At 70.6% G+C, this 24,227-nt stretch carries 18 protein-coding genes; 5 read left to right on the forward strand and 13 right to left on the reverse strand.

The genetic code is table 11. The features are described 5' to 3' along the window. Positions 1–146 precede the first annotated feature (146 nt). Entirely contained in the window at positions 147–3,476 is a 3,330-nt protein-coding gene (locus ACZ7OI_RS20940; protein WP_470265848.1) for a translation initiation factor IF-2 N-terminal domain-containing protein, read from the reverse strand. Between the two features lie 510 nt (positions 3,477–3,986). On the opposite strand from ACZ7OI_RS20940, the gene ACZ7OI_RS20945 reads away from it, so the two are divergent. Then, entirely contained in the window at positions 3,987–5,417 is a 1,431-nt protein-coding gene (locus tag ACZ7OI_RS20945; protein WP_470265849.1) for a S8 family peptidase, read from the forward strand. 19 nt (positions 5,418–5,436) lie between these two features. Here ACZ7OI_RS20945 and ACZ7OI_RS20950 read toward each other — a convergent pair whose 3' ends face one another. From ACZ7OI_RS20950 to ACZ7OI_RS20975, 6 genes are all read right to left on the reverse strand, one after another. After that, positions 5,437–6,276 carry an ABC transporter permease gene (locus ACZ7OI_RS20950; protein ID WP_470265850.1) on the reverse strand — a complete coding sequence of 280 codons (840 nt, stop codon included), beginning with the start codon at positions 6,274–6,276 and terminating at the stop codon, positions 5,437–5,439. Further along, complete coding sequence (locus tag ACZ7OI_RS20955; protein WP_470265851.1) at positions 6,276–7,079, reverse strand: ABC transporter permease; 804 nt, start codon at positions 7,077–7,079, stop codon at positions 6,276–6,278. The genes ACZ7OI_RS20950 and ACZ7OI_RS20955 overlap by 1 nt, the downstream gene beginning before the upstream one ends. Beyond that, positions 7,079–8,020, reverse strand: a complete 942-nt coding sequence (locus ACZ7OI_RS20960) for an ABC transporter ATP-binding protein (RefSeq protein ID WP_470265852.1) — start codon at positions 8,018–8,020, stop codon at positions 7,079–7,081. Before ACZ7OI_RS20960 ends, ACZ7OI_RS20955 begins: the two co-directional genes overlap by 1 nt. Positions 8,021–8,254: 234 nt before the next feature. Continuing rightward, on the reverse strand, positions 8,255–11,590 hold the full coding sequence (locus ACZ7OI_RS20965) for a phosphodiester glycosidase family protein (protein ID WP_470265853.1): 3,336 nt from the start codon (positions 11,588–11,590) through the stop codon (positions 8,255–8,257). A gap of 124 nt (positions 11,591–11,714) precedes the next feature. Further along, positions 11,715–12,440 carry a maleylpyruvate isomerase family mycothiol-dependent enzyme gene (locus ACZ7OI_RS20970; protein WP_470265854.1) on the reverse strand — a complete coding sequence of 242 codons (726 nt, stop codon included), beginning with the start codon at positions 12,438–12,440 and terminating at the stop codon, positions 11,715–11,717. 9 nt (positions 12,441–12,449) lie between these two features. Next, positions 12,450–13,283, reverse strand: coding sequence for a helix-turn-helix transcriptional regulator (locus tag ACZ7OI_RS20975; RefSeq protein WP_470265855.1), 834 nt, complete (start codon positions 13,281–13,283; stop codon positions 12,450–12,452). 86 nt (positions 13,284–13,369) lie between these two features. Between ACZ7OI_RS20975 and ACZ7OI_RS20980 the strand changes: the two genes are divergently transcribed. Further along, complete coding sequence (locus ACZ7OI_RS20980; protein ID WP_470265856.1) at positions 13,370–14,137, forward strand: SDR family NAD(P)-dependent oxidoreductase; 768 nt, start codon at positions 13,370–13,372, stop codon at positions 14,135–14,137. Between the two features lie 63 nt (positions 14,138–14,200). On the opposite strand, the gene ndk is transcribed toward ACZ7OI_RS20980, so the two are convergent. From ndk to ACZ7OI_RS20995, 3 genes are all read right to left on the reverse strand, one after another. Further along, positions 14,201–14,611: a nucleoside-diphosphate kinase gene (gene ndk, locus ACZ7OI_RS20985; protein WP_020660996.1), complete on the reverse strand. Its 411-nt coding sequence runs from the start codon at positions 14,609–14,611 to the stop codon at positions 14,201–14,203. Positions 14,612–14,682: 71 nt separating this feature from the next. Then, entirely contained in the window at positions 14,683–16,242 is a 1,560-nt protein-coding gene (locus ACZ7OI_RS20990; RefSeq protein ID WP_470265857.1) for an alkaline phosphatase D family protein, read from the reverse strand. Between the two features lie 97 nt (positions 16,243–16,339). After that, complete coding sequence (locus ACZ7OI_RS20995; RefSeq protein WP_470265858.1) at positions 16,340–16,816, reverse strand: GNAT family N-acetyltransferase; 477 nt, start codon at positions 16,814–16,816, stop codon at positions 16,340–16,342. A 53-nt stretch (positions 16,817–16,869) separates the two neighbouring features. On the opposite strand from ACZ7OI_RS20995, the gene ACZ7OI_RS21000 reads away from it, so the two are divergent. Beyond that, a complete protein-coding gene (locus ACZ7OI_RS21000) occupies positions 16,870–17,250 on the forward strand; it encodes a VOC family protein (RefSeq protein ID WP_470265859.1) in 381 nt (126 codons plus the stop codon). Here ACZ7OI_RS21000 and ACZ7OI_RS21005 read toward each other — a convergent pair. Together ACZ7OI_RS21005 and folC are read right to left on the reverse strand one after the other, a co-directional pair. Further along, the gene (locus ACZ7OI_RS21005; RefSeq protein ID WP_470265998.1) at positions 17,241–17,603 is read right to left on the reverse strand and encodes a DUF4233 domain-containing protein; all 363 of its coding nucleotides are present in this window, start codon (positions 17,601–17,603) and stop codon (positions 17,241–17,243) included. The genes ACZ7OI_RS21000 and ACZ7OI_RS21005 overlap by 10 nt on opposite strands. A gap of 62 nt (positions 17,604–17,665) precedes the next feature. Beyond that, positions 17,666–19,354 carry a bifunctional tetrahydrofolate synthase/dihydrofolate synthase gene (gene folC / locus ACZ7OI_RS21010; protein WP_470265860.1) on the reverse strand — a complete coding sequence of 563 codons (1,689 nt, stop codon included), beginning with the start codon at positions 19,352–19,354 and terminating at the stop codon, positions 17,666–17,668. Positions 19,355–19,522: 168 nt separating this feature from the next. Between folC and ACZ7OI_RS21015 the strand changes: the two genes are divergently transcribed. Both ACZ7OI_RS21015 and ACZ7OI_RS21020 read left to right on the forward strand, forming a co-directional pair. Beyond that, positions 19,523–20,155, forward strand: a complete 633-nt coding sequence (locus ACZ7OI_RS21015; RefSeq protein WP_470265861.1) for a class I SAM-dependent methyltransferase — start codon at positions 19,523–19,525, stop codon at positions 20,153–20,155. Positions 20,156–20,249: 94 nt separating this feature from the next. Beyond that, on the forward strand, positions 20,250–21,125 hold the full coding sequence (locus ACZ7OI_RS21020) for an SGNH/GDSL hydrolase family protein (RefSeq protein WP_470265862.1): 876 nt from the start codon (positions 20,250–20,252) through the stop codon (positions 21,123–21,125). Between the two features lie 444 nt (positions 21,126–21,569). On the opposite strand, the gene ACZ7OI_RS21025 is transcribed toward ACZ7OI_RS21020, so the two are convergent. Then, positions 21,570–24,197 (reverse strand): valine--tRNA ligase, encoded by a 2,628-nt coding sequence (locus ACZ7OI_RS21025; RefSeq protein ID WP_470265863.1) that lies wholly within the window; start codon positions 24,195–24,197, stop codon positions 21,570–21,572. Between the last annotated feature and the right edge of the window lie 30 nt (positions 24,198–24,227).

The following is a 24,227-nucleotide window of genomic DNA, read 5'->3' on the forward strand; positions in this document are numbered from 1 at the left end:
TACTCGACAATGGGTTAGGGGGCTGGCGCGGCCGGCCCGCCCGAAGACGGTCCAGGTGCTCGCGCAGCAACTCATGCTTGCGATGAGCCGTACTACAGGTTACGGGAGGCCCCGGGCGCTGCTGCACCCGGGGTACCCGTGGTGGATCAACTCTGGTCCGAAGCCTTCACCGGCGGCCCTGCCGGACGCGAAGCGGCGCGGCGCGGACGGCGCCGAGTGCTCCGCACGGCCGGGGCCGGAACGTCGACCTCGGGGTCTTCTCCCGCGTCCGCCTCGGCGGCCTCGGGCTGCTTGGTTTCCGCCTCCGGCGCGGCCTGGCCGACTGCGGGCTCAGGCTGTTTCGGCTGCTCGACGGCGGCCGGGGCCTCCGTCTTGTTCTCGGCCTTCTCCGGCTTCTCGGCCGCAGCGTCCTGCTCGGACGGCTTGACCGGCTCCGGAGCCTTCTCCTCGGCGGTGTCCGCCGAGCCTTCCGGACCGTGGTGCTCGTGCTTCGCCTTCGACGCGTTGGCCATGGCCTGCACCGCCGTCACCACGGACTCGCGCTGCACCGGGGTCGGCGCCGGGGCGGCCTGCTCCGGCTTGGGCTCGTGGTGCTGCTCCTCGCCCTTGCCGCGGCCGCGGGACCGCCGCGAGCTCTTGGTGTCGCCGCCGCCGTGGCTGTGGCCGTTGTTGCCGTTGCCGCCGTTGTGCCCGTTGCCGCCGTTGCCTCCGCCGCCGGTGCGCTGCGGTTCGGTGGACACGACGACGCCGCGGCCCTTGCAGTGCTCGCACGGCGTGGAGAACGCCTCGAGCAGCCCGGTGCCGATCTTCTTGCGCGTCATCTGCACCAGGCCCAGCGACGTGACCTCCGCCACCTGGTGGCGGGTGCGGTCGCGGCCGAGGCATTCGGTGAGCCGCCGCAGCACCAGCTCGCGGTTGGACTCGAGCACCATGTCGATGAAGTCGATGACGATGATGCCGCCGATGTCCCGCAGCCGCAGCTGGCGGACGATCTCTTCCGCCGACTCCAGGTTGTTGCGGGTCACCGTCTCCTCGAGGTTGCCGCCCGAGCCGGTGAACTTGCCGGTGTTGACGTCGATGACGGTCATCGCTTCGGTGCGGTCGATGACCAGGTAGCCGCCCGAGGGCAGCCAGACCTTGCGGTCGAGCGCCTTGGTGATCTGCTCGTCGATCCGGTGGTCGGCGAACGCGTCGGCGGTGCCGGTGTAGCGCTTGAGCCGGTCGGTCAGCTCCGGCGCGACGTGCTGGACGTAGTCGTTGATGGTGTCCCAGGACCGGTTGCCCTGGACCTCCAGCTTCGCGAAGTCCTCGGTGAAGAGATCGCGCACGACCTTGACCAGCAGGTCCGGCTCTTCGTAGAGCATGGTCGGCGCGCCGCCCTTCTTGGCGGACCCGGCCGAGGCCTTCTCCTTGATGACGTCCCACTGCGCCTTCAGGCGGTCGACGTCGCGGCCGAGCTCCTCCTCGCCGATGCCCTCCGACGCGGTGCGGATGATGACGCCCGCGTCCTCCGGGACGATCCGCTTGAGGATGTCCTTGAGCCTGCGCCGCTCGTTCTCCGGCAGCTTGCGGGAGATGCCGGTGGCCCCGCCGGCGGGGACGTAGACGAGGAAGCGGCCGGGCAGCGAGATCTGCGTGGTCAGCCGGGCGCCCTTGTGCCCGACCGGGTCCTTGGTGACCTGCACCAGCACGCTGTCGCCGGTGGACAGCGCCTGCTCGATCTTGCGCGCCTTGCCTTCCAGGCCGGCGGCGTCCCAGTCGACCTCGCCCGCGTAGAGCACCGCGTTGCGGCCGCGGCCGATGTCGATGAACGCGGCCTCCATGCTCGGCAGCACGTTCTGGACGCGGCCGAGGTAGACGTTGCCGACGATCGAGCCGGTGCCCGAGGACGTCACGAAGTGCTCGACCAGGACCCCGTCCTCGAGCACGGCGATCTGCGTGGAATCGCCCTTCTCGGAGACGACCATGGTGCGCTCGACCGATTCGCGGCGGGCGAGGAACTCGGCCTCGGACAGGATCGGGGCGCGGCGGCGGCCCGCCTCGCGGCCGTCGCGGCGGCGCTGGCGCTTGGCCTCGAGCCGCGTGGAGCCGCGGACGCTGCGCACCTCGTCGCGCGCCGGGCGCTCGGCCTCGGCTGCGGCCTTGGCCTGGCGGACGTGCGTGACAGTGTTCGGCGGGTCGTCTCCGCCGGTGGCCTCGGCCCCGTCGTCGTCCCCGCCCTTGCGACGGCGGCGACGGCGACGGCGCTTGCTGCCCCCGTCGGAATCGGAGTCGTCGTCGGACTCCGCCTCGGCTTCGCCCGCCTCGTCCGGCTTCTCGGTCTTGTCCTTGGAGTCTTTGCCGTCCTTGGAGTCTTTCGCGTCCTTGACCGGCTGGTCTTCGGAGGTTTCGTCCTCGTTCTCGGACTGGGCCTCGTCGCCGCCCTTGCCCCGGCCGCGGCCGCGGCGGCCGCGACGGCGACGGCGACGGCTGTTCGCGTCGTCGCCGTCCTCGTCGGAACGCTCGTCGCGGGCCTCGTCGGAGGTTTCGTCCTCGGCGGTGTCGGCGGCGCGCTCGGTCCGTCCGGGACGCTCGGGACGCTCGGTCTGCGCGGGAGCCTCGCCGACGCCGAACACCGGCTCGGGCTTGGTGCGCGGCTGCGCGGGCTCGGGCGGCAGGAAGACCGGCGACGGCGCGGCGAAGACCGGCACGTGCACGGGGCCGCGGGCCGGGGTGGCCTGCTCGGTTTCCTGCTGGTCGGCCGGGATCGCGGGCGCGACGGCCCGGCGGGCGCGACGGGTGCGGCTGCGGGCGGGCTTCTCGCTCGCCTGAGCGGACTCCTGCTCGGCGGCTTCCTGGCCGGTTTCCGCCGTGGTCTCGGCGGCGGAGAAGGTCTGGGCCGATCGGTTCGCCGGCGCGGCGGTTTCCGGGGAAGCGCCCTGCTCGGCGGCGGAGCCCTGGGCCGGGGCGGGCTCCGAAGCGGCAGTTCCGGCGGAGGCGGCGTCCTGGGCGGCTCCGGCAGAGGCAGCGTTCTGAGCAGCTCCGGTCGAAGCTGCACCCTGGGCGGCTCCGGCGGAGGCAGCGTTCCGAGAGGCGGCAGCCGGAGCGGCCTCGGGCTGGGCGCCCGCGCCGGTCTGCTCCGCGGTGTCGCTGCCGGCGACGGCCGCGGCGGTGGCTTCCTGGGCGGCTTCGGCGGTCGCGCTCTGCTCGGCCCCGCTGGCAGCGGCGGCCTCGGCGTCCGGGGCGGTGTCGCCGGCGGTCTCCGCGTCGAGGATCACCGCCACGCGGTGCGCGACCTCCTTGGTCACGCTCGACTGGGCGCTGCGGGGGCTCTCCCCCAGCTCGGCGAGCTTGCCGAGCAGGTCGCGGCTGCTCAGGCCGAGCAGCTTGGCCAGCGCGTGCACGCGGATGCGCGGCGGCAGCTCGCCCAGCCTGCTGGTCGTGGGTGCGACGGTATTCCCGCCGGTCTGATCGGCGGGTGTGTCCGCGTTCGACATATGTCTCCTCCGCCCCCGGGCGCGTCAGCCGGTTCGCACCGGTGCTGACGCGGCCGCGCAGGGGCCCTTTCTGTTCCGTGCCCGCCGTGGTGGTGACCAGCGGCGGGAATCCTGCTGGCAGCCGTGCGGTCCGCCGGGTCGGCGGCCGCTCGGTTCCTGGTCTGCTCGGCGGGGTGCCGGCCTGCTCGCGACCCCCGGGCCACCCGCCACGACATCGACCTTGGCCCGGCCTCCCGGGGGCGACGCGCGTGGTGCCGGTCCGGCACTCCTCCGGGCCGCTCACGACGCGGGCGGGATGCCCGTCGGCGCAGCGGCCAACGCGAGTATCCCACACCCGGGGGGACACCCGGTGTAGTCGGTGTCCCGCGGCAGGCGCCCGGGCGTGCCGCGATCATGCACTCGGGCGAACTTCCGCGCTTCGCTTGTCGCGCCGGGCCGGGGGTGGTTAGCGTGCGGGCTCGGGCGCTCGCGCGGGCGCCCGGCATAGCCCCGCGCGCGGTGGGAGGTCCGGTGTCTGTGCTGGCGCGGCCGCTGCGGGCGGCCGTGTGCTCCCTCCTGGTCCTCGCCGGATGCGCCGCGGTCTCTCCCCCGGCCGTCGCGGGTCCCGGCTGCGCCTCCGGCGGGCGGGCGGTGCGCTACGTCGTCGCGTTCGACCGCGGAACCCCGGAATCTTCCGCCCGCCAGCAGGCGAGCGCGGGCTGCGGGCAGGTCGTCGGCTACTACCCGCAGATTTCCGTGGCGGTCGTCACGTCATCCGATCGGGCGTTCGCGGACCGGCTCGGCCCGGAGCGGGCCTTCAGCGCGCAAGCCACCCGGACCGCCGCCGAACAGCCGGGCACCGCCGCGCAGCCCGCACGGGCCGCGCTCCCGCTCAGCGACCCGGCGCGAGTCCCCGCCGCGGACCTGTCCTCGCAGCAGTGGGACATGAACCTGATCGGGGCTCCGGCCGCGCACCAGCTGACCGGCGGCAGCCGTTCGGTCGTCGTCGGCGTCCTGGACTCCGGCGTCGACCCCAAGCACCCCGACCTCGCCGCCGCGATGGACCCGGAGGATTCGGCGGGCTGTCTCACCGGCGTCCCGGATCCGAGCCCGGCCGCGTGGCAGCCGACGACCTCGGCGCACGGCACGCACGTCGCGGGCATCATCGCCGCGGCCGACGACGGCAAGGGCATCACCGGCGTCGCGCCGGGCGTGCGGATCGCGTCGGTGAAGGTCATCGACGACCGCGGCTACGCCGATCCCGAGGCGGCGGTCTGCGGGATCATGTGGTCGGCGGCGCGACATCTGCCGATCGCCAACAGCAGCTGGTTCGTGAACCCGTGGTCGCTGTCCTGCGTGCGCGGCAACGACCGCGGCGTGGTGCACGAAGTGCTGGCGCGGGCGGTGGAATACGCGACCTCGCAGGGCACGGTGAACGTCGCAGCCGCGACCAACGAGGCGGTCGGCCTGACGCCGTCAGCCCGCTCGGGTTCGCCGTCCGCCGCCGGGAAGTGCGAGGCGCTGCCTGCCGGGCTGCGGGACGTGGTGACGGCGTCGGCGGTCAGCCCGGATCGGGTGAAGTCGGGCTACAGCTCTTACGGGCTCGGTGTGGTTGATGTCACTGCCCCGGGAGGCGACGACGACCGGTGCGTGGTTTCGACCGTTCCGGGCGGGTACGCGCCGATGTGCGGGACCTCGATGGCCGCGCCGCACGTCGCCGGGGTGCTGGCGTTGCTCAAGTCGGTGCATCCGACGTGGTCGGCCGCCGAACTGCGCCGCGCGCTCGACTCCCGCGCGACGCCGATGCCGTGCCCGGACAATTACGACCTGACCGGCGACGGCGTCCAGGACGCCTACTGCTCCGGTTACGACGGATACAACGGCTTCTACGGCCACGGCCTCGTCGACGCCCGGTCCGCGGTGGCTCCCGCGCAGACCGGAGGCCCGAGCCCGGCCCGCTGACCGCGCCGGTCGGCTCGTTTCAGGTCAGCAGCAGTTTCGCGATCCTCCTTGTCGCGCCCCAGATCCCGATCGCGGCGAGCACCAGCAGGTACGCCAGATTGCCCAGCATGCTCCAGGAGAAGATGCCGGTGGACAGCCCGCGCATCAGCTCGATCCCGTGGTACAGCGGGAAGCAGCGGACCAGCCACTGCAGCGCCTCCGGGTAGACCGTGATCGGGAAGAACGTGGTGGAGAACAGGAACATCGGCATCAGGACGAGCTGGATGTAGTCGAACTGGGACGTCGACTTCAGGAAGCTGACCAGCGTGATGCTGATGGCCGCGAACGCGAACGACACGAGCAGCGCGGCGGGCAGGAGCAGCAGCGCCCACCACGACGTGAGCAGCCCCATGACGCCGGTGACCGCCAGGAACGCGACCGAGTAGAGGCCGCCGCGCATCATCGCCCAGGCGATTTCGCCGAGCGCGACGTCGAGCGGGCCGATCGGGGTGGCCAGCATCGCGTCGTACGTCTTGGCGTAGCGCAGTTTGAAGAACAGGTTGTACGTGCACTCGAAAACCGCGCCGTTCATCGCCGACGACGCCAGCAGCGCGGGAGCGACGAACGCGACGTAGCTCATCGGCTGCCCGTCCGGGCCGGCCACGGTGGTGACCAGCTTGCCGAAACCGACCTGGAACGCGAGCAGGTAGAACAACGGCTCGAGCGCGCCGGACACGAGGATCGTCCACGATCGTCCGTAGACGGTGAGCGCGCGTTCGATCAGCGCGGTCGCGCGCCCGCTGTACATGCCCGCGGGCAGGACGCGGAGCAGAATTCCGCGCCGCTGCGGGAGAACCTGGGCGTTGTGCACGTCGGTCATCACGCCACCAGCCGTCGGTAGAAGCCGCGGTGCGCGATCGCCCAGCCGATCGCGACCAGCACGGCCAGGTACGCGAGGTGCCCGAGCGCCGGGAGCAGATCGCGCCCGCCGAGCGTGACGGCGCGGGACAGCTCGGTTCCGTGCCACAGCGGGGAAATCCAGGCGAGCCAGCGCAGGTACAGCGGCAGCTGGGCGATCGGGAAGAACGTGCCGGAGAACAGGGTCATCGGGATGACGACGAACCGGAAGATCAGCCCGAACCGCTGTCCCTCGTCGAAGGTCCACGCCGCCAGCGCGGCGATCAGCGATCCGCAGGCGAGCCCGGTGAGGACGCCGACGAGGATCACCAGCAGCGCCCCCGCGTTGTCCCACGCGCCGAACGCCCACGCGACGAGCGCGTAGACCGCGCCGGAGAGGGCGAGCCGCAGAATCGTCCAGATCTGGTGCCCGCCGAGGACCTGGCCGGGCGACACCGGTGTCGCGGTGACCGCCAGATAGTCCTTCTGCCATTTGAATCCGCTGAGCACCGGATAGCTCGACTCGCTGACGCCCTGCTGCGCCGCGCCGGCCACGAGCAGCGCCGGGGCGACGTACACGAGATACGACACGCCGCCGGTCGCCGGACCGGCTTTGACCTGCGAGCCGAAGCCGAGCCCCATCGCGGCGAGGAACAGCACCGGTTGCAGGCCGGTGGAGTAGAGCGTGCTGAGCCAGTGTCTGCGGTACCAGGTCCAGTAGCCCTCGACACGCAGCCAGGCGCCGTGGAACCGGCCGACGACGCGGCCGGTGGCGGGAGCGGTCATCAGTCCACCAACGTCCGGCCGGTGAGGCGGAGGAACACGTCCTCCAGGGAACTGCGCCGCACCAGGCTCGACAGCGGGCGCAGGCCGCGTTCGTGGGCGCGCTCGAGAGTGGCCTCGCCGGTCATCGTGTAGAGCAGCACCCGGTCCGGGAGGACCTCGACGCGTTCGGCCAGCCCGTCGAGCCGGTCCGCCGCGTCCTGCTGCTCCCCCGGCGCGAACCGCAGCTCGACGACCTCGCGGGTGGAATGCCGCGCGATCAGGTCGGCGGGCGAGCCTTCCGCGGCGATCCGCCCGCCGTCCATGACGACCAGCCTGTCGCACAACTGCTCTGCTTCGTCCATGTAATGCGTGGTGACGATCAGCGTCGTGCCGCGCGCTTTGAGGCGGAAAAGCCGGTCCCACAACAGATGCCGCGCCTGCGGATCGAGGCCGGTGGTCGGTTCGTCGAGCAGCAGCAGTTCCGGGTCGTTGACCAGGGACCGGGCGATGGTGAGCCGCCGCTTCATGCCGCCGGACAGGGAATCGACCGGTTTCTCGGCGCGGTCGGAAAGCTGCGCGAACTCCATCAGCTCGACAGCTTTCCGCCGCACGTGCGCGCGGGACAGGCCGAAGTAGCGGCCGTAGACGTGGAGGTTCTGCCGGACGGTGAGCTCCACGTCGAGATTGTCCTCCTGCGGCACCACGCCCAGCCGCGCGCGGATCCGCGGCCCGTCGACGTCCGGGTCCATGCCGAGGACGCGCAGATCTCCGTCCGTGCGCGGGGACACGCACGCGATCATCCGCATCGTCGACGACTTCCCGGCGCCGTTGGGCCCGAGGAAGCCGAACGCCTCCCCCGGCCGCACCTCGACGTCGATGCCGCGGACTGCCTCGAATTCTCCGAACCGTTTGACCAGCGCCTTCGCTTGCACGAGCGCTGGTTCCGATGCCGACTCTCCCACGAGAAACGACAGTAGAGGGAGGGACCGACAATTCTCGACCGGTTTCCCGGGGGCGGGGTACGGCATCCGGGTGGATCCGCGGGCCAGAACTGTCTGTGAGGGGAACCCTGGGGGAATCAGATTCCCCCAGGGTTCCCCTCACAGACCTCCGCAACGCCGCGCCCGTTCCGGCTGGCAGGGCCGAAAACCGGGCGGGGCAGCCCTAAGACCGCCCCGCCCCTCGCCCCAGGAAACTCAGCGCACCGAAACCGGCGCCGAACGGGTAACCCCGTTCACCGTCACCGAGATCTCCGCCGTCCCCGGGCGCAATCCCCGCACCGTCCCGGTGGCCGGGTCGAGCGACACCACGTCCCACGGAGCAGGCGGCCAGCTGCCGACGTGCACCCCGCGACCGCCCCACACGGCGCTCACCGGGTACGCCACCGGAATCGAGCGGCCCTCCTGCGTGACCGCGGCAGTCACCTTCCCGGTCCCGCCCCACGGCAGGGTGCCCGGACCGGTCACCGTCAGCGCGTCGACGTTCGGACGCGTCTCGAAGCGCACCGGCTGGCTGCGGTCGCCGGGGTCGACCTGCACCAGGGTCCAGCCGACGAAACCGCCGTCGCCGGGGGCCGCGGCCGGGGTCTTGCCCGAGTTGCCGTTCACCAGGTACGGAACGCCGTCCGTGCGCGACAGGCCGAACACGCCCGCGTGCGAAGCCAGCGAAGCCGCCGGTTTGCCGGACTTTTCCTCGAAACCGGTCAGCCACGTCTGCAGCAGCGCGGCCTCCTTCCGGTCGCCCAGCTGCGAATTGCCGGTCGGGCTCGGGTCCTTCACCGGGTGGTGCATCGCGACGACGACACCCCGCACCGAACGATCCTGCGCGGCGTTGTCGAGCGCCTCGCGCATCATGCGGACCTGGTCGAACCCGCCAGCACGCAGCGAGCCGCGCGAGGAGTCCATCAGGATCAGCCGGACGCCGTGCACGTCGACCACGCGGTGCGTTTCCCCGAACGCGGCCTGGAAGTTCTTCAGGCCGTCGCCGCCCTCGGCTTCGTGGTTGCCGGGGACGTAGTACCAGGGGACGCGGCCGTCCAGCTCCTCGGTGATGATCTTGCGGGCCAGAACGAAGTCCGGCGCGGTGCCGCGGTCCACGAAGTCGCCGTTGATCAGGACCAGGTCCGGTTTCGCGGCGACAGCTTCGCGCAACGCCCGGCGGGCCTGGGCGACGAGCGGGCCGTCGGGTGCGTCGGCGGTGAACTGGGCGTCGCTGACGACGGCGATCTTCAGGCCGCCCTTGCCGAGCGTGCCGTTGGTGACGAGCGCCGGATCCGGGACGGCCGGATCGTGCGGCACAGTCGTGGTCGGCGCGACCTCGAAGGTGAGATCGTTGAAGACCAGTTTGCCCTCGTATTGCTTGCCTGCCGCGGTTTCCACCGCATAGAACTTGGTGAAGCGCTGTCCGTCCGGCAGTCCGGCGGGCACCGCGGCGGTCACGTACCGCCAGCCGGTCCAGTTGACGCTCAGCGAAAGGTCCACAATGGACGCGGTGTTGGCGCCGTCGCGGAGTTCCGCGCGGATCCAGGCGCCCTTGCCGTCGCCGTTGATCCACATGCCGATCTTCTGTGTGCCAGCCGGAACCGGGATCGGGTTGGCGGCGTTGACATACGCGGCGCGCGTGGCGGTGGTGCCGGTGAGCCGGTAGTCGAGCGCCAGGCCCTTGCCGCCGTTGCGTCCGTCCGCCGACGACAGCGCGGCGCCGACGACGGCCGGGTACACCGTGGCGGACCAGCCTTCCGGACCGGCCAGCGGAGCTGCGACCTTAGCTTCAGTGCCCACCGAAGCCGCCAGGTGCATGGTCTTCCCGCCTGCGTGCACGGTGATCGCGGTGGCCCCGGACGCGGTCTTCGCGGACACCGCGAACCCCTTGCCCGACGGTTCGATCTTCACCACGGCGGGGTCGTATTCCAGCTTCACGTCCGACGGTTCGATCCAAGTGCCGTAGCCGTCCGCGTCGTAGCCGTAGACCTGGAACTCGCCGCGCGCATCGGCACCGGAAAGCGCGACCTGCTTCGTGCTCGCACCGAGCCGGACCGGCTTGCCCAGCACGGTCAGCTTCGTACGGCCGTTGACGAAGTTCTGGTGCGCGGTGACAGTGACGTCGGCTCGCGCATCGGGGTGCAGGAAGTCGGGCTGCGCGGTGAAAACGTTCTTCGTGACGGTCCCGCGGAACGGGTTCGACGTGGTCCAGAACGGCCTGGACGCCACCGCGGCACCGGTCTCGTCGTGTCCGTTCGGCACGAGGGCGCGGCTCAGGCCGGACAGCACGCGGGTCGAGTTGTCGCCTTCCTGGGCCGGAGCGGGCACGAAGCCGGTCAGCCGTCCGCTGCCGGGCACAGTCGCGACGCCGATGCCGTTGGGCACCAAGCGTTCTCCGCCGTCCGAAGGCGAGTTCCGCACTGCTGGCGCGGCCTCTCCTTCACTACGCGCGAGCAGCGTCGAGGAGCCGCCGCCGTCGAGGTTGATGGCGTCGTCGGCACCGAGCCGCTTCAGCTGGCGGGCCATTTCCAGTTCGGTCATCCCGCGGCTGTCGGCCTGGCGACCGTCGACCGTGACGAGCCACATCCGCTTGCCGTCAGCGGAAAAACCGACGCCGGTACGCGGGGCGAGGGTGACGTCGTCGAGTTGCTGCAGCTGTCCGTCCTTCAGCAACGTCTTGTTCCCGCCGACCGCGACCGCGATCTTGCCCGCGTCGGTCCGCGGTGCGTACGAAACGCCGACGCGGTCGCCGATCTTCAGCGCCGACAACGCATCCGCGCCAGCTTCACGGCCGAGCAGCAGCGTGCTGCCAGCCGGAATCGGGCCGTCCGCGGGCTTCGGACGCACCTGCGTCACGACACCGTCGCGGACCTCGACCTCGGCGACGCGCTGCGCACCGGCAACCGACGTCGCGCGCGCCGAAGCGCCCCAGAGCGGCGTGTAGACGCCGAGAGCGTCCTGCGCGAGGACCGGGCTGTTGAAGTTCGTGGCCGGGACAGCTTGCCCGTTCGGCAGCGTGACCGACGCTTCGAGGAAGATGTCGGCGAGCTTCGCACGACCCTGGTCGGTGATCGCGGCAGTGGTGTTGTGGCCGGACGCGGGCGCGTTGTGCAGCTCGCCCTTGTCGATGCCGACACCGAGCGGCGCGCCGGAGGCGTTGATGTCGAAGAAATCGCCGTTGACGCCCGCGACCGCTCCGGCGCGAGCGACCTGCTGCGACAGCGGGGTGCGCGCGGAAACGGTGCCCGGGCTGAGGTAAGTCGGCTTCAGGACCTTGCTGGTGAGGTCGACGCTCAGCGCGTCGCCGCGGATCCAGCCCTTGGGGTCGAAGCGGTCGAACTGGGTGAGGTTCAGACCAGGCGCTACCGCGTTGGTGGCGCTGCTGGTCTCGAGGCCGTCGTCGGCTCCGGGCGCCGCGGCGACGGCCGGGGCCTCCCGGGCCGAAGAGAAGGCGGCTGCGCTCTCGACCGGCGGCGCGCCGAGCGGAGCGGAGAGCGGGTCGGCATTGGCAGGAGTGGCCAGCGTCAGCGCCAGGAGGGCGCTGAGCAGCACGGATCTTGATCTTTTCACCAGGTACCCCACGATCGCGAAAATGGCTCAGGTCAGCCAAATCCATCGGCGCGACCGCCGGAAGTCCCTGCGGTGAACGGGACCTGAATGGCGCAGGATTATCCGCTCAGGGTGTCATGTGCGCGGCCAGAAACTCCTTCGCGACGCCTTCGTCGCCAGCGATCTCCGGCTGGGCGTCAGTGCGATTCCACAGCAGCAACAGCAAATCCTGTGCGGGCGCTGCGACCGTGGCGACCGCTTCGCCCTCGCCCAGCTCGGGCGGCTCGCCGGGCACGACGGTCCACGCGTGCCCGGTGTCGGTGGCGCGCAAGGCGATCGGTGCGGCCAGCGGAACCTCGTGCTTCCAGCGCGCGACGCGAGGCAGCATCGTGTCGAAAACCTCGTAGACACCGTCCGTGGCGATCAGCGGATCAAGCTGCGCCGTCCCGCCGCGTGCGCCGAACAAATCGACCAGATGCACGGCCGTCTCGTGCACCTGACGGCGGAACCAGAATCCCTTCACCTTCGCCGCGGCGCCAAAGACCCAGCACGGGTCGGCGGGATCGGCCGTTTCGAGCGCGTCGAGCAGTTCGGCGGCGCTTTCGGCGTACCAAGGCGCGAGGTCGCCGCTCGGCGAGACGTCGAATTCCTGCTTGCTCAACTCGCCGGTGCGGATGATGTCGGCGGCCCACCGGTGCACATTGCCCAGATGCGTGACGAGGTCGCGCTTGGTCCAGTCGCCGCAGTACGGGACCGGATTCTCCAGGTCGCCCGCCGCTTCCGCGGCGAACGCCTCGGTGAGCGAACGGAGGTGCGGCAGGTAGTCACGGGGCGGCAGCGGCAGAGCAGTCACCGGTGGAGGTTAACCGATCCGCTGGGTTCCGAGCACCGACAATAACCGCAGCGCTTCCTCCCCCGGCGAGCCCGGCGCGGCGGTGTACAGCACGACTTCCTGGTCACGGTCGGCAACGGCGAGCACATCGCAGTCCACGGCCACGCTCCCGACGACCGGATGCTCGAACGTCTTGCTGAACGTCGATTCGACCACGACGTCGTGCGACGCCCACAGTGCAGCGAACCTTTCGCTACCCGCGAGCAAGTCCGCCACCAGGGCGCGAACCTCCGGGTCTTCCGGGTACTTCGCCGCGGTCAGCCTCAGCCGGTTGGCCATCGCGCGGGCGAACGCGTCGGCTTCCACCAGGCCGTACAAGCGCCCTCGGCCGCGCGGGAGGAAGACCCGGCGCGGCAAACTGCGTTCTTCGCGGGACAACGCGGAGAAATCCTCCAGCAATGCGGCGGCGAGCGGATTCCAGGCGAGCACCTCGTACGTCGCGGAGAACACGACCCCGGCTGTCTGCGGCAACCGGTCCAGCAGGCCGAGGATGGTTTGCCGGACCTCCCGCGACGGCCCGCGCGGAGGCCGCGGCGCGCCGGCCAGTTCGTGGAGGTGGTCGCGTTCGACTTCCGAGAGCCGCAGCGCCCGGGTCAGCCCGGCCAGCACCTCGTTCGACGGATTCGGGCCGCGTGCCTGTTCGAGCCGCGTGTAGTACTCGACCGAGATGAACGCCAGCCGCGCGACCTCCTCGCGCCGCAGCCCCGGCGTGCGGCGCCGCCTGCCCGCGGGGAGGCCCACGTCGGCCGGGGAGATGCGCTCGCGCCTGCTGCGCAGGAAACCCGCCAGTTCCGTTCGGTCCACCTGTCCAGTCTGCGGAGTCCGGACGGGCTCAGCCAGGTACATCTGGTGCCTGGTTGTCCGGGTCCGCCGGAGAAACCCTCGAAGCCATGACCGAAACACGAACGAACAGCCTGCTCGGCGGCAAGATCGCTTTCATCAGCGGCGCCGGGCGCGGGATCGGCGCGGCGGCGGCCCGGTTGTTCGCCGCGGAGGGCGCGAAGGTCGTCCTGGCCGCGCGGACCGAAACGCAGTTGAAAGCGGTCGCCGAACAAGTGCGCGCGGACGGCGGCGTCGCGGATTACGTACGGTGCGATCTCGCTGACCCGGCCAGCGTGCAGGCCGCGATCGACCGGGTGCTGGAGCTGCACGGACGGCTGGACCTTGCGTTCAACAACGCCGCGGCCGTCACCTCGCCAGGTCCGCTGGACGAGGTGCCGCTTGCCGACTTCGACCGGCTGTACCAGGTGAATCTCCGCGGGCCGTGGCTGGCGATGGCGGCCGAGGTGAAGGCGATGCGCTCCGGCGGGGCCATCGTGAACACCTCCAGCGTCGGCAGCTTCCGCGCGAATCCCGCGCTGCCCGTTTACGGTGCCGCCAAGCGGGCGCTGAACAGCCTCACCGAATCGGCGGCGGTCACCTACGGACCAGCGGGGATCCGGGTCAACGCGATCGCGCCCGGAACGACGATGACCGAGATGATCCGGCAGTGGGAGGCGGACTCTCCGGGGACCGTCGCCCGTCTCGTCGGCGCCAATCCCCTTGGCCGCGCGGCTGATCCCGCCGAAATCGCCGAAGCCGCCGCGTGGCTGCTGAGCGACCGCGCTTCCTACGTGACCGGCGCCGTCCTGCGCGTCGACGGCGGCACCGGGGTCTAGAAAGCACGAACGCCGGGCGGGAACCGAAGTCCCTGCCCGGCGTTCGCGAGGTCTAGCTCCGGATCACAGGTCCGGGAACCACAGCTTCAGCTCGCGCTCGGCCGATTCCGGCGAGTCCGAGCCGTGCACCAGGTTGTACTGGGTCTCCAGCGCGAAGTCGCCGCGCAGGGTGCCCGGGGTGGCCTTCTCGACCGGGTCGGTGCCGCCGGCCAGCTGGCGGAACGCGGCGATCGCGCGCGGGCCCTCGACGGCCAGCGCGACGAGCGGGCCGGACGTGATGAACTCCAGCAGGTCGCCGAAGAACGGGCGCTCCTTGTGCTCCGCGTAGTGCTCCTCGGCGACGGAGCGCTCGACGGTGCGCAGTTCCAGCGCGGCCAGCTTCAGGCCCTTGCGCTCGATGCGCGAAACGACCTCGCCGACGAGGCCGCGCGCGACGCCATCGGGCTTGACGAGGACCAGCGTGCGTTCAGTCACGACGGTATTTCTCCTTGTGCGGATTCGTGTTATTCGGGGGCCGAGCCTATCCGACGCCCTGGCCGGGCCGGTCAGCGACGCTGCGGCTGCAGCGTCTTCGACCACAGCGAGGCACCAGTGGCGTCGCGCAGGTCGACCGTCAGCGCGCCGCTGGCACCGTCCACATTCAACTCCCCGAAGTGCTGGAAGCCTTGCACCGGCGAGGAATTCTGCGTCTGCGGGGCGTGTACGAAGACCGCTTCGGGGCCGAACGTCGGGTCGAGTTTGTTCGGGCCGAAGGCGCCGGCGTTGAGCGGGCCGGACACGAATTCCCAGAACGGGTCGAAGTCCTGGAACGCGGCGCGCTCGGGCGAATAATGGTGCGCGGCGGTGTAGTGCACGTCGGCGGTCAGCCAGACGACATTGCGCACGCGACAGCGCGAGATCTGCTGCAACACCCAGGCCAGCTCGGTCTCGCGTCCGCCGGGAGCGCCGGGCAGGCCGTTCGCGACCGCCTCGATGTCCTTGCCGTCCGGCACGACCAGGCCGATCGGCATGTCCGCCTGGACGATCTTCCAGGTCGCGGTACTGCGCCGGAGCGCGTCAGCCAGCCACCGGGCCTGCGCCTCGCCGAGGATGTGGCCGGGCTTGGTCTGGTCCGAGGTGTTGGCGTCGCGGTAGGTGCGCATGTCGAGGACGAACACCTCGACCCGGCTGCCGTAGCGGAAATTCCGGTACACCCGGCCGTCCACGGCCTGGCGGCTGTCGATCGGATGCCATTCGTGGAACGCCTGGAACGCGCGCTGCGCCAGGACGTCGGCCCGCTTTTCGGTGTATTCGGGGCGGTCGTTGAGGATTTCGCCGGGATACCAGTTATTGACTACTTCATGATCATCCCACTGGACATAGGCCGGCACCTCCGCGGCGAACCGGCGGAAGTTGGCGTCCAGCCGGTTGTACGCGTGCTGTCCGCGGTATTCGTCGAGGGTTTCGGCGACCTTCGACTTCTCCGGCGTCACGATGTTGTGCCAGGTACCGCCGCCTCCGGGGAGCGTGACGGTTTCGGTCAGCGGGCCGTCGGCGTACACCGTGTCGCCGCTGTGCAGGAAAAGGTCCGGACTGCGGTCGGCCATCGCGGAGAAGATCGTCATGCCGCCGAGCGCCGGGTTGATGCCGTAGTTCTGGCCGACGACGTCGCCGCTCCACAGGATCCGCGTGTTCGCGCGGCCGATCGGCGCAGTGGCGAAACGGCCGGCGACCGGCTCGCTCGCGCTGCGGCCGTCGAGGTCCACAGCGGTGACGCGGTAGTGGTATTCGGTGCCCGGGGCCAGCCCGGCGACGCGCACCTTGCCGGTGCCGCCGGTGGCGGGCGTGACGAACGGACCGGGCACCCGGCGGGCGTGCCGGAACGACGGGTCGCGCGCGACCTCGACCATCAGCCGCGCCGGGCGGTCGGCGCGCGACCACACGATGCCGGACCCGGTGGTCACGTCCCCGGACGCGACGCCGTGGGCGAGCACCGGGCGGTCGCGGCGGACGAGCGGGGCGGCCGAGGCGGAGCCGGGCAGCAGCAGCCCGCCTGCCGCGGCGAGCGCGGGCACGGCGATTCCGGCTTTGAGCACGGAGCGCCGCGAGGGGGTCGTTTCGGTCATGGCGGTCGTTCTATCCGGCGACCACAGCCAAGCGGCCAACTCGGGCTGACCGGCGGGTGAACGGCTCACTCGTCAGGAGGAAGCTCACAGCCAGTCGTCACGCTCGGTGCGCTTCCCGAACCATCTCGTGCTCGCAAGGGCCTTCCTTGGCCGGACGCGCCACGAACCCGTGCCGTTCGTACAAGGCCAGCGCGTACTCGTTTCCGCCCGCAACGCGCAGTGCCAGCTCGCCTGCCCCACGCCCTTCGCTCCAGCGCACGACGGCCCGGACGAGCGCGTCCCCGACTCCCCTGCCGCGCGCCGAAGGAGCGACCCACATCGACATCAGTTCCGCTTTGTCGCCGCGCTCGGAAAGATGTCCGCTGACCATTCCCGCCGGAACGCCGTCGAGGTCGGCGAGGACGTTGAGCGACACGTCGCGCAACCGGGCCCGCCAGCGAGTTTCAGCGTCGCCTTCGCCTTGCCAGTCCGCGAGTTTCGAGCTGAACGCCTCCGGGTCCTCGCGCAGCGCCGCCAGCCGGAGGTCGCGCCACTCCGCCCAGTTGTCCACGCTCAGCTCGCGCACCACGATCACACTTGCACCGTCGCCATGGCGGCCCGGCCGTTACATCGGAATAGGGTGAAACCATGCGCATCGACCGGCTCGACCACCTCGTCCTCACCGTCGCCGACCTCGAAGCGACGGTGGATTTCTACACGCGCGTCCTCGGCATGACCGAGGTGACCTTCGGGGCCGGCCGCAAGGCGCTGACGTTCGGCAGCAGCAAGATCAACCTGCACGAGGCGGGGCACGAGTTCGAACCCAAGGCGGACCGGCCGACGCCGGGCAGCGCGGATCTCTGCCTGATCACCGCCGATTCGCTGGAGCAGGTCGTCGAAGAGCTGGCCGCGCACGGCGTGCCGATCGAGGAAGGCCCGGTCGACCGCACCGGTGCGACCGGGCCGATCCGCAGCGTCTACTTCCGCGACCCGGACCGAAACCTGATCGAGGTCAGCGTCTACCGCTGAGCCTGCGGCTGCTGGCTCGGCAGCGTGCCCGCGGCCATCCGGCGCGCGACGTCCCGGCGCAGCCAGAGGAACCACAGGAACGCGGCCAGGAAGATGATGCCGATGATCGCGATCGCGGGCTGGGTGATCCCGATCCCGATGATCGCCAGCTGCAGCAGCAGGATCACCGGCACCGCCCAGACGTGCTTGAGCATCCCGCACAGCACGATCAGCACCACGGCCAGCGCGATGACCGTCCAGCCGGTGAAGCTGGTGATGCCGCCGCCGAGTTTGGCGACCACCGGCAGCGCCAGCGCGACGGTGATCGCTTCCATGATCAGAGTGCCCGCCATAACGCCGCGGAAGCCCTTCATCGGGTCTTTCGCGGGCGGCTTGACCGGCGTGTCAGGCGTATCGGGTGTTTCCGGGGTCTCGCTCACGCTGGCTCCTTCCCGAACAGCGTGCGCGCGTCGCCCGCGGTGACCACGGATCCGGTCACCAGCACGCCGCCGCCCGCGAGCGGTTCCTCCGGGTCGTCGTTCTGCTCCACGAGGCCGATCGCGGTCTCGATCGCGGTCTCCAGGTCGGGTTCCGCGAGCACGCGGTCCTCGCCGAAGATCGACACGGCCAGCTCGGCCAGGTCCTCGACCGGCAGCGACCGCGGCGACGAGCTGCGCGTGACCACGACGTCGGACACCACCGGCTCCAGCGCGTCCAGGATGCCGCGCGCGTCCTTGTCGGCCAGCACGCCGACGACCGCGACGAGCCGGCGGAAGTTGAACTCGTCGGTGATCGTCGCGGCGAGCGCCCGCGCGCCCATCGGGTTGTGCGCGGCGTCGACCATGACCGCCGGAGCGGCCCGCACGCGTTCGAGCCGGCCGGGGTTCTCGACCTCGGCGAACGCCTCGCGCACTGCCTCCACCACGAGCTGTTTGTCTTTGCCCGCCCCGAAAAACGCCTCGACCGCGGCCAGCGCGAGCGCCGCGTTCGCCGCCTGGTGCGCGCCGTGCAGCGGCAGGAAGATCTCGTCGTACACGCCGCCGAGGCCCTGCAGCTTCAGCATCTGCCCGCCGACCGCGACCTCGCGTTCGAGCACGCCGAACTCGCTGCCCGCGCGCGCCACCGCGGCGTCGACCTCGACCGTGCGCTTCAGCAGGACGTTCAGCACCTCGGGGTCCTGCTCGCCGATCACCGCGACCGACCCCGGCTTGATGATCCCGGCCTTCTCCGCGGCCGCGTCGACCGCCGTCGGGCCGAGGTATTCGGTGTGGTCCAGCCCGATCGGCGTGATGACCGCGACCTGGGCGTCGGCCACGTTCGTCGCGTCCCACGCGCCGCCCATGCCGGCCTCGATCACCGCGGCCTCGACCGGGGCGTCGGCGAATGCCGCGAACGCCATCCCGGTGAGCACCTCGAACTTGCTCATCGGCACGCCGTCCTCGCTCGCGCCGTCCACCATCGCCACGTACGGCGCGATGTCCTGGTACAGCTGCGCGTAGCGGGCGGCGGAGACCGGGCGGCCGTCGAGCGCGATCCGCTCGGTGACGAGCTGCAGGTGCGGGCTCGTGTAGCGGCCCGAACGCAGGCCCATGCGGGTCAGCAGCGAATCGACCATCCGGGCGACCGAGCCCTTGCCGTTCGTGCCCGCGACGTGCACCACCGGGTAGCCCTGGTTCGGCTCGCCGAGCAGCGTCATCAGCGCCTGGATCCGGGTGAGCGACGGTTCGAGCTTCGTCTCCGGCCAGCGCTGGTTCAGCTCGGCCTCGGCGGCCATCAGGTCGCGGCGGGCCTCCGGGCCGTTCTCGTCGCCGAACTCGGCCGGCGCGCCCTCGTCGTCGAGTTCGTGCAGCTCGGTGCCCTCTTCGGCGTGCAGGTCCGGGACCGGGCCGAGCGCCAGGTTGTCGCCGAGCTGGCCGATGCCGCCGATCCCGCCGCGCGACCCGCCGCCGACGGTGTAGGCCGCGTCCGGCGCGTCGAGGTCCGGTTCCAGCTCGTTGCCGGGGTCGTCCTCGGTGTCGTGGGAATCGCTGTGCGCGAGCGCGCCCAGTTCGTCGACCCCCGCGAAACTGTCCGGATCGGCGAGATCCGGCCGCCGGGTCTCCTCGGGCTCGTCACCGCGCGGCACTCGTGCACTCCTTGAAGTCGCTGTCCCGGCGCGGTCGCGCGACCGGGAAGACCAGGCGAAAGGTTCGGCCCGGCACACCCTCGAGCGTACCCGGGGCCGCCTTGCGCCCAGCGGCCCCGGGGCTTCGGCGCGATCACGCCCGCAGCGATCCGTGGCAAGGTCGGGCCCATGCCCTTCGACCACAACCACCACTATCACCCGACGCTGCTCCGGCTCCTGCCGCCAGGCCCCGGCCGAGCCCTGGACGTCGGCTGCGGCGACGGCCGCTTCGCGCGCAAGCTGGCGGCCGCCGGAATGACCGTCGAAGGCATCGACACTTCGGACGAAATGGTCACGCGAGCAGCCGCCGCCGGTTCGCCAGGACCAGGCACTGTGGAATACCGCCGCGCGGACGTGACGACCGAACTGCTGGAACCCGAGTCCTACGCCTTCATCTCCTGCCTCGCGTCTCTGCACCACGTCCCGTTCGACACCGTCACGAGACTGCGCAACGCCCTCGCCCCCGGCGGCGTACTCGCGGTTCTCGGCTGCGCCCGCCCCAGCCGTCCGAGCGACTACTCACGCGAACTCGTCGCCGTCCCGACGAACGCCCTGGCCAGGCTGATCGTCTTCGCCGGAGACCAGCTCAACGGCGGCGCGGACCCCGTCGCCAAGGCCCCGGTGCACATGAAATTCCCGCCGCTGAACGACGTCCGCCGGGACGCCGCGCGCCTGCTCCCCGGCAGCACCGTCCGCCCGCTCGTGTTCTGGCGGCACCTGCTGACCTGGCGGAAACCCGCAGATCACCCCGCAGCCGGGTGAAACTCCGCCCCGACCACCCGATCGGCGGAGGGCGCTCCGGACCCCGTTGCCGAAAGGTAAAGCGAGTCGTACCGCTCGGGAGGACGGGGTTCGCATGCGCATCATCCGGATAGTGCTGGCCGCAATCGCCGCGGTCGCACTGCTTCTGTCGACGGCGGCGGCCGCGAGCGCCGCGCCCCGGCACTACCGCCACTACGTCGCCTTAGGCGACTCCTACACGTCGGGGCCGCTCATCCCGCTGCCCCGGCTGGATCCGCTCGGCTGCTTCCGCTCGACGTCCAACTATCCGTCGTTGCTGGCGGACTCCCTGGACGTAGACCGCTTCACCGACGTCAGCTGCGGCGGTGCGGACACCTCGAACATGGCCAACCCGCAAAACGTGCCGCTAGGCCAGAACGCCCCGCAGCTCTCCGCCCTGCGCCCCGACACCGACCTGGTGACCGTCGGCATCGGCGGCAACGACTCCGGCCTGTTCGGCAAACTGGTGGACACCTGCCCGCCCCTCCGCGACTCGGACCCGACCGGAAATCCGTGCCAGCAGCACTTCACCGTTGACGGCGTAGACACCATCAAGGCGCTGCTCCCCAAGACGCAGGCAGCCATCCAGCAGGTACTGGCCGGAATCCACGCCCGCTCGCCGCACGCGAAGGTGCTCGCCATCGGCTACCCGCGCATCGCCCCCGCGACGGGCTACTGCCCCGACGTCCTGCCCTTCGCGAACGGCGACTACGCCTGGCTCTCCAGCGTCGAACAGGCCCTGAACTCCGCCGTAAGCAACGCAGTCGCAGCCGACGGCCAATCGTCCTATGTGGACACCTACACCCCGTCCTTCGGCCACGACGCCTGCCAGCCCCCAGGCGTCGCCTGGATCAACGGCAAAGACCTGAACCTACTGGCCGCAGCCGCCTACCACCCGCTCTACGCAGGCATGGCAGGCGAAGCAAAAGTAATCCGCCAACAACTCCGCTGAAACGCCGTGAGGGGACCCCTGAGGGAATCTGATTCCCTCAGGGGTCCCCTCACGACCACCCGGCACCCGCGACCCCAACGCGCGCCACGCACCCAAGCCGCGCGCACCCACCACCCAACCGCAGCCCGCGCACACAAACCCACCAACGCACCCAAACCGCGCGCCCACCCGCCAAACCGCACCCGCGAACCCAACTCACCACACCCCCAAGCCCCGCGCCCACCTCCTCAACGCGACACGCGCACCCAATCCACCAGGCACCCACACCACCCCCGCACCCCGATACGAAGCCAAAAATGCGGACGGCGGGTGCTTGTCAAGGCATCTTTCCCGCCTTGACAAGCACCCGCCGTCCGTCATCACCATCAGCTTCGGGGTGCCCCCACCAAACGAGGCGCAATGTCGCCGCCAGGCGACGAGCCGCCGACGCCCCCGCCCCCGACCTCAGGAAGCAGGCAACGCAGCCAACCGAGCCTCAATCCGCCCAATATCAGCCACCGCAGTCTCCCGCCGCACCTTGATCTTCTCGATCACCTGCTCCGGCGCCTTCGCGATAAACGCCTCATTCCCCAGCTTCCCCTCAGTCTGCGCCAATTCCTTCCGCGCAGCCCCGAGGTCCTTCTCCAACCGCTTCCGCTCAGCAGCGACGTCAATGGTCCCGGAAGTATCCAACTCCACCGTCACCACGCCACCAGCCAGCGCAACCTCCAACGAAGCACTGACCGAGAACCCGTCCTCCGGCTCGGTCAGCCGCACCAACGACCGAATCGCACCAGAATGCCCCTCCGGGAACGCCTCCCCCGCCAACCGAGCAGCAACCTTCTGCCCAGGCTTCAACCCCTGATCGGCCCGGAACCGCCGAATCTCGGTAATCAGCTTCTGCACATCAGCGATCCGAGCATCCGCAACCGGATCCGCGTACCCCTCGACCGCCGACGGCCAAGCCGCGATCACCAACGACTCGCCACCGGTCAACGCCGTCCACAGCTTCTCCGTCACAAACGGAACAAACGGATGCAGCAGCCGCAGCACAGTGTCCAGCACATGCCCGAGCACCTTCTGCGTAGCCTCGACCCGCGCGGAATCCCCTTGGTACAGCTGAACCTTGGCCAGCTCCAAATACCAGTCGCACAACTCGTTCCACGTGAACTGGTACAGCGCATTGGCGACCTTGGCGAACTGGAAGTCCTCGAACAGTCCGTCCACTTCGGACACCAGCCCGGCGAGCCGCCCGAGAATCCACCGATCCGACTCGGTCAACTCGGCAGCAGGAGGCAGCGCCCCCTCAACAGTCGCCCCGTTCATCATCGCGAACTTGCTGGCATTCCACAGCTTCGTGCAGAAATTCCGCGACCCGGCGGCCCACTCGTCCGCCAGCGCCATGTCCGTCCCCGGATTGGCCCCCCGCGCAAGCGTGAACCGAGTGGCGTCCGCGCCGTAAGCGTCCATCCACTCCAGCGGATCGATGACATTCCCCCGCGACTTCGACATCTTCTTGCCATTAGCGTCGCGAATCAGCCCGTGCAGATAAACATGGTCGAACGGCTGCCGCCCGTCCATCTCCTGCACGCCGAACATCATCATCCGCACGACCCAGAAGAACAGGATGTCGTACCCGGTGGACAGCACGCTGGTCGGATAGAACTTCGCCAGATCCGCGGTCTCGCCCGGCCAGCCCATCGTCGACATCGGCCAGAGCCCCGACGAGAACCACGTGTCGAGCACGTCCGGATCCTGCGTCCAGCCCTCGCCCGACGGCGGCTGCTCGTCCGGCCCCACGCACACGACCTCGCCGTCCGGCCCGTACCAGACCGGAATGCGGTGCCCCCACCACAGCTGGCGCGAAATCGTCCAGTCGTGCATGTTGTCGACCCAGTCGAAGTACCGCTTCTCCAGCTCCGCCGGGTGAATCTTCGTGCGCCCGTCGCGGACCGCGTCGCCGGCGGCCTGGGCCAGCTCCGCGACCTTGACCCACCACTGCAGCGACAGCCGCGGCTCGACGACCGTGTCGCAGCGGGAGCAGTGCCCGACCGCGTGCACGTACGGCCGCTTCTCCGCGACGATCCGGCCCTGTTCGCGCAGCGCGGCGACCACCGCGGGCCGCGCCTCGAACCGGTCCAGGCCCTCGAACGGACCGGGCACGGTGACCTCGGCGCGCTCGTTCATCACGGTCAGCATCGGCAGGTCGTGGCGGCGGCCGATCTCGAAGTCGTTCGGGTCGTGCGCCGGGGTCACCTTGACCGCGCCGGTGCCGAACTCCGGGTCGACGTGCCGGTCCGCGACCACCGGGATCTTCCGGCCGGTCAGCGGCAGCTCGATCTCGGTGCCGACCAAGTGCGCGTAGCGCTCGTCGTCCGGGTGCACGGCCACCGCGGTGTCGCCCAGCATCGTCTCGGCGCGCGTGGTGGCCACGACGATCGAGGCGTCGCCGTCGCCATAGCGGATCGACACGAGTTCGCCGTCGTCGTCGCTGTGGTCGACCTCGATGTCCGACAGCGCCGTCTGGCAGCGCGGGCACCAGTTGATGATCCGCTCGGCGCGGTAGATCAGGCCGGCGTCGTAGAAGTTCTTGAACACCGTCTGGACGGCCTTGGACAGGTTCTCGTCCATGGTGAAGCGCTCGCGCGACCAGTCGACGCCGTCGCCGAGGCGCTTCATCTGGCCGAGGATCTTGCCGCCGTACTCGGCCTTCCACTCCCAGACGCGCTCGACGAACTTCTCGCGGCCCAGGTCGTGGCGCGACAGGCCCTCGCCGGCCAGCTGGCGCTCGACGACGTTCTGCGTCGCGATGCCCGCGTGGTCCATGCCCGGCAGCCACAGCACCTCGTAGCCCTGCATCCGGCGGCGGCGGCTCATCGCGTCCATCAGGGTGTGGTTGAGCGCGTGGCCCATGTGCAGGCTGCCGGTCACGTTCGGCGGCGGCAGTACGATCGAGAACGGCGGCTTCTCCGACGAGGCGTCGGCCGTGAAATACCCGGCCGCTACCCAGCGGTCGTACATCGGGGCTTCCTCGGCGGCCGGGTCCCAGGCACCCGGAAGGTCGGTTTTCTGCTGCGGAGCGTTCTCGGTCACAATGGACAAGTCTACGAACCCGCCGCGGCG

Source organism: Amycolatopsis sp. NPDC114503 (assembly GCF_055633655.1).

Excerpts from the sequence above, each read along its gene's own strand:
- ACZ7OI_RS20990 (WP_470265857.1), bottom strand. The coding sequence starts at position 16,242 with ATGACCGAAACGACCCCCTCGCGGCGCTCCGTGCTCAAAGCCGGAATC.
- ACZ7OI_RS21020 (WP_470265862.1), top strand. The coding sequence starts at position 20,250 with ATGCGCATCATCCGGATAGTGCTGGCCGCAATCGCCGCGGTCGCACTG.
- ACZ7OI_RS21015 (WP_470265861.1), top strand. The coding sequence starts at position 19,523 with ATGCCCTTCGACCACAACCACCACTATCACCCGACGCTGCTCCGGCTC.
- ACZ7OI_RS21005 (WP_470265998.1), bottom strand. The coding sequence starts at position 17,603 with ATGAAGGGCTTCCGCGGCGTTATGGCGGGCACTCTGATCATGGAAGCG.
- ACZ7OI_RS20940 (WP_470265848.1), bottom strand. The coding sequence starts at position 3,476 with ATGTCGAACGCGGACACACCCGCCGATCAGACCGGCGGGAATACCGTC.
- ACZ7OI_RS21000 (WP_470265859.1), top strand. The coding sequence starts at position 16,870 with ATGCGCATCGACCGGCTCGACCACCTCGTCCTCACCGTCGCCGACCTC.
- ACZ7OI_RS20950 (WP_470265850.1), bottom strand. The coding sequence starts at position 6,276 with ATGACCGACGTGCACAACGCCCAGGTTCTCCCGCAGCGGCGCGGAATT.
- ACZ7OI_RS20955 (WP_470265851.1), bottom strand. The coding sequence starts at position 7,079 with ATGACCGCTCCCGCCACCGGCCGCGTCGTCGGCCGGTTCCACGGCGCC.
- ACZ7OI_RS20980 (WP_470265856.1), top strand. The coding sequence starts at position 13,370 with ATGACCGAAACACGAACGAACAGCCTGCTCGGCGGCAAGATCGCTTTC.